The 12,991-nt window shown below is 56.3% G+C and carries 11 protein-coding genes; 4 read left to right on the top strand and 7 right to left on the bottom strand.

Features of this window, described 5'->3' with window-relative positions:
- Window positions 1–752 (bottom strand): LytR/AlgR family response regulator transcription factor (locus tag V7665_RS06795; RefSeq protein ID WP_335663775.1); only part of this gene is annotated, 752 nt, incomplete at its 3' end.
- A gap of 104 nt (window positions 753–856) precedes the next feature.
- Here V7665_RS06795 and V7665_RS06790 point away from each other — a divergent pair.
- On the top strand, window positions 857–2,035 hold the full coding sequence (locus V7665_RS06790; protein ID WP_335663774.1) for an acyltransferase: 1,179 nt from the start codon (window positions 857–859) through the stop codon (window positions 2,033–2,035).
- A 685-nt stretch (window positions 2,036–2,720) separates the two neighbouring features.
- Here V7665_RS06790 and V7665_RS06785 read toward each other — a convergent pair.
- Both V7665_RS06785 and V7665_RS06780 read right to left on the bottom strand, forming a co-directional pair.
- Complete coding sequence (locus tag V7665_RS06785) at window positions 2,721–3,215, bottom strand: hypothetical protein (RefSeq protein WP_335663773.1); 495 nt, start codon at window positions 3,213–3,215, stop codon at window positions 2,721–2,723.
- 184 nt (window positions 3,216–3,399) lie between these two features.
- Window positions 3,400–3,816 (bottom strand): PaaI family thioesterase, encoded by a 417-nt coding sequence (locus tag V7665_RS06780; RefSeq protein WP_335663772.1) that lies wholly within the window; start codon window positions 3,814–3,816, stop codon window positions 3,400–3,402.
- Between the two features lie 276 nt (window positions 3,817–4,092).
- Here V7665_RS06780 and gyrB point away from each other — a divergent pair, with 276 nt between their 5' ends.
- Both gyrB and V7665_RS06770 read left to right on the top strand, forming a co-directional pair.
- The gene (gyrB, locus tag V7665_RS06775; protein ID WP_442955188.1) at window positions 4,093–6,609 is read left to right on the top strand and encodes a DNA topoisomerase (ATP-hydrolyzing) subunit B; all 2,517 of its coding nucleotides are present in this window, start codon (window positions 4,093–4,095) and stop codon (window positions 6,607–6,609) included.
- Window positions 6,610–6,763: 154 nt separating this feature from the next.
- Window positions 6,764–7,117, top strand: a complete 354-nt coding sequence (locus V7665_RS06770; RefSeq protein WP_335663771.1) for a thiol-disulfide oxidoreductase DCC family protein — start codon at window positions 6,764–6,766, stop codon at window positions 7,115–7,117.
- A gap of 2 nt (window positions 7,118–7,119) precedes the next feature.
- On the opposite strand, the gene V7665_RS06765 is transcribed toward V7665_RS06770, so the two are convergent.
- Complete coding sequence (locus tag V7665_RS06765; protein ID WP_335663770.1) at window positions 7,120–7,911, bottom strand: SDR family oxidoreductase; 792 nt, start codon at window positions 7,909–7,911, stop codon at window positions 7,120–7,122.
- A 148-nt stretch (window positions 7,912–8,059) separates the two neighbouring features.
- Window positions 8,060–10,438 (bottom strand): TonB-dependent receptor, encoded by a 2,379-nt coding sequence (locus V7665_RS06760; protein ID WP_335663777.1) that lies wholly within the window; start codon window positions 10,436–10,438, stop codon window positions 8,060–8,062.
- A 355-nt stretch (window positions 10,439–10,793) separates the two neighbouring features.
- Between V7665_RS06760 and V7665_RS06755 the strand changes: the two genes are divergently transcribed.
- Window positions 10,794–11,555 (top strand): SDR family oxidoreductase, encoded by a 762-nt coding sequence (locus tag V7665_RS06755; protein ID WP_335663769.1) that lies wholly within the window; start codon window positions 10,794–10,796, stop codon window positions 11,553–11,555.
- 2 nt (window positions 11,556–11,557) lie between these two features.
- On the opposite strand, the gene V7665_RS06750 is transcribed toward V7665_RS06755, so the two are convergent.
- The gene (locus V7665_RS06750) at window positions 11,558–11,950 is read right to left on the bottom strand and encodes a limonene-1,2-epoxide hydrolase family protein (protein WP_335663768.1); all 393 of its coding nucleotides are present in this window, start codon (window positions 11,948–11,950) and stop codon (window positions 11,558–11,560) included.
- Window positions 11,951–11,967: 17 nt separating this feature from the next.
- Window positions 11,968–12,990, bottom strand: coding sequence for an NADP-dependent oxidoreductase (locus V7665_RS06745; RefSeq protein ID WP_335663767.1), 1,023 nt, complete (start codon window positions 12,988–12,990; stop codon window positions 11,968–11,970).
- Window position 12,991: the final 1 nt, after the last annotated feature.

Raw genomic sequence — 12,991 nt, 5'->3', positions numbered from 1 at the left:
GATATCTCGAAGTCGCCGGATCGCGTCGGCGTCAGCGCGGCGACTTTTGTGCGGTTGACCAGCCGCGACCGGTGCACGCGGACAAAGCCGCGCGCGATCAGCCGCTCTTCCCACGAGGCCAGCGTGCCGCGGACCAGATGCGATTTGGCTGCGGTGTGAAACTCGACATAATTGCCGGCAGCCTCGACATGGCTGATCTCGTCCGGCGAGAGGAAAACCGCCGCGCCGCCATCCTGCAGCTTGATCCGGTCGTCGGTGGGCGGCGATGACGCGGCCCGGTTACGCTCGGCGATATAGTCAAAAATCCAGTAGGTCGCCGCGATCGCGGCATAGACCAGAACATCCTTGCGCCATTCATAGAGCAGAGTGATCGCGACGCCGTCGTCGAAGAAGCCGTAGCGCGCGCCAACCATCTGGTAGGCTGTCTCGCGGGTCACGAAGATAAAGCCGATATGGGCCAGCGAGAAGGGGAAGGTCAGAGCGAAGTGGATGACCGCAAAGGCAGCGATATTGTCCTTCCGGAGCGGCCATCGCTGCACGGCAAGGCCAATCAACGGGGCGAGCGCGACGATGATGATCGCACTGGTCACCTCCCACAAGATGGGCTGGCTCCAGTGGGTCCCGGCCCCCTCCATGATGTCCGATGTGGCGTTGACGAACGTCAGCACCAAACAGGCAAAAAGGATCGCCAGCCAGGGTCGCCATTCGGCCCGGGCCCAGCCGCTCGTCCCTGTTCTGTCGCCTTTGGTCACCTCGAAATTCCCGTTCGTCCCGGCAGCCCGCCTTGTGCGGCATAGCTATAGGCGGACGGCCACGAGGGCGCAAGAACCCGGCCGAGAAGGAGACACCACCCGCCATGACCGACCGCCGCTACGACCTCGACTGGCTCCGCATCATCGCCTTTGGCCTGCTGATATTCTATCATTGCGGGATGTTTTACGTGACCTGGGACTGGCACGTGAAATCGCGCTTCGCCAGCGACGCGATCGAACCATTAATGATGCTGACCAGTCCGTGGCGGCTGACTTTGCTGTTCCTGATCGCGGGCGCAGCCACCCGCTTCATGGCCGACAAGATGACTCTCACGTCATTCATCGCGATCCGCATGCGCCGGCTGTGGCCGCCGTTGCTGCTGGCCATGTTCGTGATCGTTCCGCCGCAGTCCTATTTCGAGATTGTCGAGGCCTTGCAGGGCGCCAACGAGCTTGGGCCGGACCATGCCGCCTGGCTCGACAATTTTTATATCAAATATGTCACCGGCTCGGGCCATTGGTGCGATGCCGACGGCTGCCTGATAACGCCGACCTACAATCACATGTGGTTTGTCGCCTATCTCATCCTCTACACGCTGGCGCTCATCTTGATGCTGCCGTTGCTGCGCCGGGCACCGGCGGCGCTGAGCGCCCTGATCGCGGGGCCATTGCTGATCCTCCTGCCATGGCTCTACCTGACCGCGCTGCGCCTGACATTATTTCCGATTTTCGGCGAAAGCCATGATTTCCGGGACGACTGGTATCTGCATGCGCTCTATTTCAGTATCTTCCTGTTCGGCTTTGCCGTCGCCAAGAACCAGACCTTTTTTGATCGCTGCGTCAAGTTGCGCTGGGTCGCGCTCGCCATTGCGCTGACCTGCTGGGCGGTGCTTGTCGTTTACTATAGCGCCTATTCCGAAGGCATTGATCCGCCAGAATGGCTTCGAATTGCCATGCGCGCGATACGGGAGCTTGACGCCTGGTGCGCGATCATCGCCGCGATCGGCCTGGCGCACCACCATCTGAGCAGCAATGACGGACCTCTGCGCCAGATGCTGACGCAAGCGATCTTCCCTTTCTATCTGATCCACCAGACCATCATCGTCGTCGCCGGCCACTATCTCGACGAAATGCAGTTCCCGCTGGCTGTCGAAGCGCCGCTGCTGGTTGCCATCACCATGCTCGGATGCTGGCTGTTTTTTGATCTGGGAAGACGGGTGCCGTTGCTGCGCATCTGGATCGGCTTGGCGCCCGTGCGCGCAATAGTGCCGCCGAAAATCTAGCCCGCCACCAGCACCACATAGCTGCTTTCGACCCGATTACGGTAATTACGCCATTGCTGTGACAGTGCACTTGTTCCGAGTTGTGAAACGAATTGGTGCACTATCACCGCAATCCTCGGTTTAGACCAGCGCTTGGTGAGTCACGGGAACTTGGCAGAAGCACCGGATCGGTATCGTCTCACCTTAAACGTGTCGCTGGCCATAATGAGGATAGTTATACCTAAAATTATTGGGCCAAATTTGTAGAGCGTCGTCGAGATATTTTGATAGATCAAAGTGGAAAGGAAAGTGGTCGAGATCACTGTCAGTCCGGCATAGAAATACGTAAGTTTTGCGGCGCTTCGCAGATAAACTGCGATTAGCGCGACGACGCAAAGCACAATCACTATGTCCACCAGAGGATCAACAACTCCAACAGTTGTCGCTACCACGACGCTTCCTATGCCGATCATAGCCAGTAAAACTCGACAAGCCTTTATCATTGGCATCTGCCCTGGTCGTGCTTGGCGCAGATCCGGTCAGAATCTCCGTCAATCCCGGAGGTAACTGCATCATGAAATTGCGTACTATGACGACGTGTCGCTGGTTCCCCGAACCAGTGAGCTTGTATCGGCAGTTTCCTCACAAAGCCCACCCTCCTGCAATATCCCGCTGCTGCTCCTCCAGCGCGATGACCATCCGGCCCCTAGCCGGCGATCAGCACCACATAGGTGCTTTCGACCCAGCCGCTCTTGCACGGGCCGTCATAATTGCGTTTGGCGCGCACCGGAGAGGAGACGCCGCAGTCGACGGGCGTGCCGGTTGCCGCCGGATCGGATGGCTGGTCATAGACAATGCCAAGCCATTGCTGGTCGATGCTGCGGGTACATATATGGATCGTCTGGCCGGCGGCCAGGCTGTCGATTTTTTCTGCCGCATCAAAGGGCGCGCTGAGCACCGGCAGCGATCCGCTGACATGGCGGCCGACTTTGCCGACCGACTGGCAGGCATCAAAACGGGGGCCGCCTTCGCCAATGCGCACCGGCTTGGCGGTTGGATCTGCCTCGACCCGCTCGGTCCGGCCGGTCGGATTTTCCAGATAGGCGCTGCTTTCGGGCAGATCATCGCTGACCTGGGTGGATTCGGAGCAGGCAGTGGTTGCCAGACACAGGAGGGAGGCGGCGAGCAGGGTTCTGTTCATGACGGCGGTTTAGCGCAAAAGCAGGGCCTTTGGGAAGCGGCGAATATATTGCAGGGTCATACCGAATGTGCGCAGCCCGTTGAGGCCCAACTACCCGCCGTTCGTCCTGAGCTTGTCGAAGGATTTTTTTGATCGCGCGCTGGTCCTTCGACAGGCTCCGGACGAACGGATCACCCACGCCGCATCACAGCACGATCTGGGTTTGCGTGACCACCGCCACCAGCGTGCCGTCCTCCAGCGTGATCTTGGTCTGCCAGACAGACTGGCGCCGGCCGACCTTGAACGGCGTCGCCTCGCCATAGACGATGCTGCCCTCGGGTGCCGCGTTGAGGAAATTGGTCTTGCTTTCCGATGTCGTGGTGCCGTTTGAACCCTCGGGCAGATTGGCAAAGCCGCCAAAGGCACCGAGCACATCGGCAAAGGTCATCACCGCGCCGCCATGGATGCTGGGACTGCCGCGCCCGTTGCCAGCGGTGCAGATTTCCGGCCGGACCAGCATTTCGCCGCACACCTTGTCCTTGTCCATCGCGGTGATGGTGATGCCCATGTGCTTGGCGAAGGGCACCATATCGGCGGGATTGATATCGGCAGAATTGGTCATAAATGGGGTCCTTTTCGGTTTTTTTGGCCCGAAAGCGTGCAGATGCGGTCGCATTTCGCACGAATGCGCGCAGCGGCAAAGGGCTTTTGCTGGCCGGGTTCCATCTCCTCGCCGGCCGCTGTTTTGCGCCCCTATCCATTTTGATAATCACGGCTTGATGCGAGAATCGTTCGCGCGATTGAAAATATATATAAGTCATTGTTTTTAAGTGCTTTTAATATCGGCAAATCCTACATTTTCCTTGGGTTTGCCCGCTCCAGCGGCTATGGTCCCGGCATGAATGACATTAGCAAAAATGAAATGCCGGAAGATGCTTCCAAGTCTCCCAACCAGAACGAATATGGTGCAGATTCCATCAAGGTTCTCAAGGGCCTGGATGCTGTTCGCAAGCGCCCCGGCATGTATATCGGCGACACTGATGATGGCAGCGGCCTGCATCACATGGTGTTCGAGGTATCGGATAACGCGATCGACGAAGCCCTCGCCGGCCATTGCGACCTGATCCTGATCACGCTCAACGCTGACGGCAGCGTCTCGGTCGAGGACAATGGCCGCGGCATTCCGACCGGCATGCACACCGAGGAAGGCGTCTCGGCAGCCGAGGTCATCATGACCCAGCTGCACGCTGGCGGCAAGTTCGAGAATACCTCCGACGACAATGCCTACAAGGTATCCGGCGGCCTCCACGGCGTCGGCGTATCGGTGGTCAACGCCTTGTCCGAATGGCTGGAACTGGATATCTGGCGCGACGGCAAAGAGCATAATATGCGCTTCGAATTTGGCGATGCCGTGCGTCCGCTGGCGGTCGTCGGTGATGCGCCGGTGGCAGACAATGCAACCGGCTTCAAGAAGGGGACAAAAGTCACCTTCTTCCCGTCTCCCGCGACCTTCAAGATCACCGAATTCGACTTCGAGAAGCTCGAGCACCGCTACCGCGAACTCGCCTTTCTCAACAGCGGTGTGCATATCATCCTGCGCGACGCGCGGCATGAAGAGGCGAAGGAAATCGACCTATTTTATGAAGGCGGGATTGCCGCTTTCGTTCAATATCTCGATCGCAACAAGACGCCTCTGGTGCCCGAACCCATTGCCATTCACGGCGACCGCGACGATGTCATCATCGACGTCGCGCTCGAGTGGAACGACAGCTATTATGAAAATGTCCTCTGCTTCACCAACAATATCCCGCAGCGCGATGGCGGCACCCATCTGGCCGCCTTCCGCTCGGCGCTGACCCGGACCCTGAACAATTATGCCGAAAGCTCCGGCGCGCTGAAGAAGGAAAAGGTCAAGCTGACCGGCGACGATATGCGCGAAGGCCTGACCGCCATTGTATCGGTCAAGCTGCCCGACCCGAAATTTGGTTCACAGACCAAGGACAAATTGGTCTCTTCCGAAGTGCGGCAGCCGCTGGAAAGCCTGATGGCTGACAAGCTGGCTGAATGGCTCGAGGAAAATCCGCAAAATGCGTCACTGGTGGTGCAGAAGGTCATCGACGCCGCTGCCGCCCGTGAAGCGGCGAAAAAGGCACGTGAACTGACCCGGCGCAAGGGCGCGATGGATATTGCTTCGCTGCCCGGAAAGCTCGCCGATTGCCGCGAAAAAGATGCGAGCAAATGCGAATTGTTTCTGGTCGAAGGCGACTCCGCTGGCGGTTCTGCCAAGCAGGGACGCGACAGCATGTATCAGGCGATCCTGCCGCTGAAGGGCAAGATTCTCAACGTCGAACGCGCCCGTTTTGACCGGATGCTGTCGTCCAAGGAAGTCGGCACGCTGATCCAGGCGATGGGTACCGGCATTGGCCGCGACGATTTCAATCTCGAGAAACTGCGCTATCACAAGATCGTCATCATGACCGATGCTGATGTCGACGGCGCCCATATCCGGACGCTGCTGCTGACCTTCTTCTATCGGCAGATGCCGGAGATCATCTTGGGTGGCCATCTCTATATCGCCCAGCCGCCGCTCTACAAAGTGGGCAAGGGCAAGAGCGAAGTCTATCTCAAGGACGACAATGCGCTCGACCAATATCTGGTTGAGGCTGGCCTCAGCGGAATGATCCTGCAAACCGGCGAAGGTGCGCGGAGCGGCGACGATCTGCGCGGCCTGATAGAACATGCCCGGAGAATGCGCAGTCTGATGGCTTATGTGCCACGGCGCTACGACAGCACGATTGTTGAAGGCATGGCGCTCACCGGCGCTCTCAATCCCGATCATGGCAAGGCAGAACGGCAAGCGGCAGTTGATGCAACGGCAGCCTGGATGGACAAGGTTGACGAGGAAGGCCGCTGGTCGGGCCAGGTTTCGGAAGAAGGCGGCTATCTGTTCCAGCGATTCTGGCGCGGCGTCACCGATCATCATATCATCGAGGCGAAATTTCTGGAAAGCGCCGAAGCCCGCAAACTCCACCGCCTCGCTTCCGAAGAAACCGCAACCTATGGCAGCGGCAGCCGGCTGGTCAAATCGGCCGCCGGCGATACGGATGAGGCCGATGAGGCAGGCGTTGGCTCGGACGGCACGCTGATTACCCGCCCCTCCGAACTGCTCGACACGGTCATGGCGGCAGGCCGCAAGGGCCTCGCCATTTCGCGCTACAAAGGTCTTGGCGAGATGAACGCCGAACAGCTTTGGGAAACGACGCTCGACCCCGAAGTGCGCTCGCTCTTGCAGGTAACCGTCGAACAGGCCGATGTGACCGATGACATCTTCACCAAGCTGATGGGCGAAGTGGTTGAACCGCGGCGCGAGTTCATTGTCGACAACGCCCTGAATGTCGCAAATCTGGACGTTTGATCTTCGCTCACCCTTTGCGAGCCGGCCAACAGGCATGCGATCGCGCGGACTAGGCCTTTAGGCCATATGGCATAAGACCGTCCCGGCTATTAAGTCTCTGCTGTAATGATGGCGGGACAGACATGAAACACAGCCTCGGCAACGAGCAGGATCGATGAGCGATGTAACCGTCTGGTATGATGGCGCCTGTCCGCTGTGCATTCGGGAAATCGCCCTGATGCGCAAGCTGGACCGACGCAAGGCTATCCGCTTCATCGACATTGCTCTGCCCGCCGCATCCTGCCCGCTCGACCGGCAGTTGATGCTCGACCGCTTTCATGCTTCCGAAGATGGACGTCTATTGTCAGGCGCGGCGGCTTTTGCCGCCATGTGGCGCGCAATCCCGGCCTTGCGGCCGATCGGACTGCTGGCTCGCGTTCCTGGTGTGCTGGCGATCCTCGAGGCCCTATATCTACAGTTCCTGAAGATCCGCCCGCACATCCAGAAGCGACTTAAACCGATAGACTAGCGTCAGGACGCCGCGGCGAGAGATGCCATCATCAGTTCCTGATCCTTGCGGGTCGGATTGCCGCGCAGGCACAGCCCGCCATTGACCTGCAAATTCTCGCCAGTCATGAAACATTCGTCACTGGCAAGGAATACAGCGGCAGCGGCGATATCTTCGCTGGTGCCAATCCGGCCAAGCGGATAGCGCGCTTCGAAGGACTCAACCAGTCCAGGCACCTGATCAACGCCCGCCGTCATCGGCGTCCGCGTGAGACCCGGCGAAATGCTGTTCGCCCGGATTCCCTTTTCGCCAAATTCATGGGCAACGCAGCGAATGATATGATCGGTGGCTGCCTTGGTACCCATATAGGCGGCGTGGTCGTTCAGCATGATCGTCGCGGTGGCCGAACTGATCTGGATGATCGATCCGCCCTCATCCATCGCCTTGATCATTTCCTGATAGAATTGGAATGGCCCGACCAATTGCAGAGCCGACATCATTTCCAGGTCTTCGCGGCTATTGTCCAGAAAGGGCTTTAAAAGACCAACGCCGGTTGCGTTGACGGCAATATCAACGCCGCCCATCTTGCTCTTCGCGCTATCGCCAAGAGCCTTGATATCCGCTTCAACGGTGAGATCGCATAGCGCATAGTGACCGCCGATCTCTTCAGCGAAGCGCTTCAGTTCCTCTTCCTTCCGTCCAGCCACCAGAACATCCGCGCCTTCATCGCGAAAACGCTTTGCAATCACCTGCCCCATATTGCCTTGACCGGCGGCCCCGAGAATTATCGCTTTTTTTCCGTCCAGACGTCCCATAAGTTCCGCTCCTATTTGTAAATTTCTGTGCCTTCTAACCTTCGGCAGGTGGCCGATGCCACTCTCATTATGGCTATTCATTGCTCGCCAAAAGAAAAGGCCGGGAGCAGCAAGCTGTCCCGGCCCTGTCAGATCAACGGGAGGTTGATCAGAATTTGAAGCTGGCTTCCACAAAGACCTGACGGCCACGATTTTGTGTAACGACCAGATCGTCACCAACGCCTGGCTCAAGGAATGGACGGCCACCGCTGGTGTTGACCCAGATTTCATCAGTCAGGTTCACACCGACCAGTGACAATTTCCATTTGCCGTCCGGATCACCGACCGAAATCGCACCATCGATAGACACATAGCTGTCCTGCCTAAGATCAGTCAGCGAGTCTTCATTGGTGAAATAGGACCCGCTATATTGCAAATTGCCGTTCAATCCGAGTTCGATCGAATCTCCCATTGGCATAGTCCAATCAAAGCCTGCATTGGCAGCAAATTTGGGAGCGCGTGCCGCTGCTCGGCCTTCAAGATCCTCACCTGATGTCGTCACGAACGGCGCGGTAAATTTGGCATCCGTATAAGCGAGCGAACCAGAGAGATTCAAGCCCTCGACCGGCGTCCGCCATCCCCATTCTACATCAACGCCCTTGCTGGTCAGCTGACTGGCGTTGAAGGTCTGGAACTGAATGGTTGCAGCGTCGAAATTTTGCACCTGCAGATCATCGAAGACATAATAGAAGACCGAAGTATTCAGCGTAACAGTGCGATCTGCAAATTGAGTTTTAACGCCAACTTCACCGCCGAGACCAGTCTCTGATTTGAATTTCAGTGCATCGGCAACTGCCTTACGGACGGCAGGATCCGGATCATTGAAGCCCAGCAAACTGTTCGATGGCAGAGCGCTATTATCGACACCACCCGATTTAAAACCGGTCTTGAAGGCACCATAGATATTGATGTCCGGAGTTGCCTGATATTTGATCGAAACTTCTGGCGAGAAGTTGGAGTCCTTGAATGTAATAGGTCCCGAAAAGAAGCCGCTGTCGATAAATGCCGGCGTCGCAGACAGGAATGCGTGAACATAGGGAACCGTAATTCTCGAAACCTTCTTTTCGTCGGTCCAGCGCACGCCGCCTGACAATTCCAACTGCTCTGTCAGATCCAGTGTCGCACTGGCAAACAACGATAGCGCTTCGGTTTTGGTATTCTGTTTCTTGAACCAGTCATAGGTGTTGCCCGTGACCGGATCGGGCGCAACGAACGAGATGTTCACACCCTGCTGCGAAGTATTGAAATCAATATTGCGATCTTCGTAAAATGCGCCGACCATGAAGTTGAACATGCCATCAAAATCGCTGGTGACACGCAGTTCCTGAGTAAATTGCTCGGTCTTGTTCTGAGGGTCACTACAACCTGCGCCTCCCGCGATAGTTGGAGAAAACTGTCCCACATAACCATAGCAATCTGTATCCACAGCATCCAGACTGAGATAACCGGAAACCGACGACAATGTCAGCGTATCGGAAATATCCAAATCCCATCTCAACCGTCCGAAGAAGATGTCAGTTTCACCAAAGGGAATGCCATTGTTAAAGCGTGGATTTCCTGCTGAACCATCCGGTGTCTGGCTCGTTAAAGCCGTTGCGCCATCTGTATGATGATACAGACCGTCGCTGTCGTTACAATCGGCGTTTGAAGGTATGACCAGGCCGCCGCCGAGCAAAGATACGGGATCGGCCACGCCATTGGCACCACAATTGATGTCGGAATGCCCGATGGCACCATCATTCTTGTTTTTGACATAGTTCAATTTCAAGTTAGCGCTAAAATTATCGGCAGGATCCCACTGCAATGTCGCACGGCCGATGAAATTCTTGAGGCCTCTTGAATCCCTGACACTGCCATCCGGATTGAAAGCCGCTGTTCCGGGCGCCAGCTTCACATAATCTTCAATATCCTGATATTGCGCGGCCACACGGATACCAAGCGTATCACTCAGCGGGCCTGAAATATGACCACCAATGGTGTAACCTTTTTCTTCAAACTCATAGGAAGCCTTGCCAGCCATTTCCCAATCCTGGGTCGGATTTGCCGAACGAATGGCAAACACACCAGCCGAAGCGCTCTTGCCGAAGAATAGAGATTGCGGGCCTTTAAGAACGTCAATCTGCTGGACGTCGAAAAAGCCGGCTTGCACGATACGCATCGTGCTGACCTGAACACCATCAAAGTCAAATGCCACGGCAGAGTCGAATGATGCAGAGATATTGGATGAACCAACGCCGCGCAAACTGATCTGGCCACCGGAACCGGAACCACCGACCTGAACGTTGAGAGCTGGGACACGACTGACGACATCGGCGATTTCATTGACCTGATATTTCTCCAGCGTATCGCCACCGATCGCGGTCACCGTCACCGGTACTTCCTGCAATGTTTCAGTTTGCTTGCGCGCAATAACCGTGATCACATTGCTCTCGTCCAATTCATCGGCATCCTGCGCCGACGCTGGCGAGGCAAGACCCGCAAATGCCATGGTTGCAACGGAACCCAGTAAGAGGGTTCTGACCGTCTTGTTCCCCAAGATGGATTTGCTTCGCGACGAGTATGTGGTCATTGCTCTCTCCCAAATTGGCCCGGCATATTTAGCCGGAGCCTAACATAAAATATCCGGCGGTTTTTCCCGCCTTGTCAGCGTTTGGTCTTAAGCGTGAGTTTCGGTTGGCTCTGCTAGCCAAATTGATAGCAACTGTGGAAAACTGTGTTCTTCCCGCAACATTTTTACGTTTTCTGCCAATAATCGGATTGGGGACTAACGATAATGGGGATGGTGCGAAACCGGAACTCGACGGCTATAGTGATGCGATAGTCCAGCATCGAAGGAAAATAAAATGGGTCGCCTTAGTGGGAAAATTGCCATCGTAACCGGAGCCGGTTCCGGCCTGGGTAAAGCTATCAGCGAAACCTTTGCTGCAGAAGGCGCTCAGGTCGTGCTGACCGACATTGATCTGGCAGCCGCAACAAAAGTTGCCGATGCAATCGGCACCACGGCAATCGCCCTGCAGCAGGATGTCGTTGAAGAACAGCGTTGGGATGAAATATTCGCGGCAACGCTTGATGCTTTTGGAACACCGCACATCTTGGTCAACAATGCCGGGCTGGTCATTCCCGGCACCATCGAAGATTGCACGCTTGAACTTTTTCGCAAACAGACTTCGGTCATGCTCGACGGTGTTTTTCTGGGATGCCGCGCTGCCGTTAGAACAATGAAATCCAACGACCAGCCCAGCTCGATCATCAACCTCAGTTCGATGGCGGCTTTGCAGGGCTATTCCCCGTTCGTTGCCTATAGTGCCGCCAAAGGTGGTGTGCGGTCGATGACCAAATCGGTGGCCCTGCATTGCAAGGAACAAAATTACCCTATTCGCTGCAACAGCCTCCATCCGGCCGGCATAGACACGCCAATGGTGCGGCAGGAAGCCGTTGGCGCGGGCGGCGGAGCAACGCCGGAAACCGGGATGATACCGATCGGAGAATTGGGCCATCCCAAGGATGTAGCGGCTTTATGCGTCTATCTGGCGAGCGACGAATCGCGCTTCATGACCGCTGGCGAATATCCGGTCGACAATGGCGTGCTTTACAAACCGGCCTGATCTCAGGACGCGTTGGCACCCATTGCGGCTGCCATCTGGTTCTGGAATTCGGCGAGGTCGAAATAGTCTCTCCATTTCGCAATCTTGCCATCGCGCATTTCAAATGTGCCCATCACCCGGATGGCAATCCATTTGTCACCGATCCGGAACTTGTCCGTTCGTTCGGTCAGAACGGCCTCTCCGGTTGCAGCAATATGATGAACATCCCACTGCGCGGCATCAAAACTGAAGGAAGGGTTGTCAAAAAATGCATGAACCGCAGCAATGCCGTCGCACGGCTCCATCGGAATATTGTGATAAAATATGTCGTCGGTCATCGCCGCATAGATGGCGGCATAATCGAGCCGGTTCCACGCATCGATGAAATCGAGAACGATCCGTTTATTTTCTGACATGCTTTATACTCCTATGTTCATTCTTCCGGTGAAACATCGAGGATCATCTTGCCCTTATTGGCACCGGAAAATAGCTTCATGAAAGCGGCATAGCTATTTTCGATTCCCCGATCGATATCCTCATCATGCTTGATTTTCCCTTCGCCCATCCATTGTGCCATTTGCGCAATGCCTTCGGGGAACCGGGCCGGATAATCGCGAACCAGAAATCCCTTGATCGTCGCCTGGCGTGAGATCAGATACCAGAGATTGCGAATGCCGACAGGTTCGGGGCTGTTATATTCGCTGATCAGGCCGCAAAGTACGACCCGGCCATGTTCATTGATCGCGGTAATACCGGCATCGAGAATCTCGCCACCGACATTTTCCCAGATGATATCGACACCATCGGGCGCTGCCGCCGCAATTTCCTGTTCCAGATCGGCCTGGCTCTTTCCGCGATAATCAATCGCCGCATCAAAACCATAATGATCGACCAGCCGCGCGCATTTGTCGGCGCCACCGGCAATTCCGACAACGCGGCAGCCGTGGATCTTGCCAATTTGTCCGACCAGTGAACCGACCGCGCCGGCGGCACCGGTTACCAGCAATGTCTCGCCTTGTTTCGGCTTGGCATCATCGATCATGCCAAAATAGGCGGTCATGCCGACGGCGCCGAGAACCGACAGAAAATTTGTCGGAGATGGCACCAGCGATACGTCTATGGGCGAGGTAAAGCCGCCAGCCTGAACGATCGAATATTCTTCCATTGCGCCGAGACCGACAACCCATTGCCCGACCGGGAAATCAGGGTTTTTCGACTCGGCAACTTGGCCAACACTGCTGGCGGTGACCGCTGCACCCAGAGCGATCGGCGGCATGTAGCTTTCCGCATCGCTCATCCAGCCACGCTGTGCCGGATCGAGCGAGATATAGTGATTGCGCACCAGAAAGGCGCCATCACCAAGTTCCGGCAACTCCTCTTCGACCAGCGCAAAATCGCTTTCCTTGGGCTCGCCAATCGGGCGGCTGACGAGGGTGAATTTGCGGTTCTTGGTCATG

Source organism: Parasphingorhabdus sp. (assembly GCF_036964675.1).
Classification (GTDB): domain Bacteria; phylum Pseudomonadota; class Alphaproteobacteria; order Sphingomonadales; family Sphingomonadaceae; genus Parasphingorhabdus.
Note: the sequence above shows the minus strand (reverse complement) of the source record. Positions and strands in the feature narration are given on the sequence as shown.

What these genes read in the sequence shown, in the direction of transcription:
- V7665_RS06790 (WP_335663774.1), top strand. Translation starts at nt 857, where the DNA reads ATGACCGACCGCCGCTACGACCTCGACTGGCTCCGCATCATCGCCTTT.
- V7665_RS06785 (WP_335663773.1), bottom strand. Translation starts at nt 3,215, where the DNA reads ATGAACAGAACCCTGCTCGCCGCCTCCCTCCTGTGTCTGGCAACCACT.
- V7665_RS06780 (WP_335663772.1), bottom strand. Translation starts at nt 3,816, where the DNA reads ATGACCAATTCTGCCGATATCAATCCCGCCGATATGGTGCCCTTCGCC.
- gyrB (WP_442955188.1), top strand. Translation starts at nt 4,093, where the DNA reads ATGAATGACATTAGCAAAAATGAAATGCCGGAAGATGCTTCCAAGTCT.
- V7665_RS06770 (WP_335663771.1), top strand. Translation starts at nt 6,764, where the DNA reads ATGAGCGATGTAACCGTCTGGTATGATGGCGCCTGTCCGCTGTGCATT.
- V7665_RS06765 (WP_335663770.1), bottom strand. Translation starts at nt 7,911, where the DNA reads ATGGGACGTCTGGACGGAAAAAAAGCGATAATTCTCGGGGCCGCCGGT.
- V7665_RS06760 (WP_335663777.1), bottom strand. Translation starts at nt 10,438, where the DNA reads ATGGCATTTGCGGGTCTTGCCTCGCCAGCGTCGGCGCAGGATGCCGAT.
- V7665_RS06755 (WP_335663769.1), top strand. Translation starts at nt 10,794, where the DNA reads ATGGGTCGCCTTAGTGGGAAAATTGCCATCGTAACCGGAGCCGGTTCC.
- V7665_RS06750 (WP_335663768.1), bottom strand. Translation starts at nt 11,950, where the DNA reads ATGTCAGAAAATAAACGGATCGTTCTCGATTTCATCGATGCGTGGAAC.
- V7665_RS06745 (WP_335663767.1), bottom strand. Translation starts at nt 12,990, where the DNA reads ATGACCAAGAACCGCAAATTCACCCTCGTCAGCCGCCCGATTGGCGAG.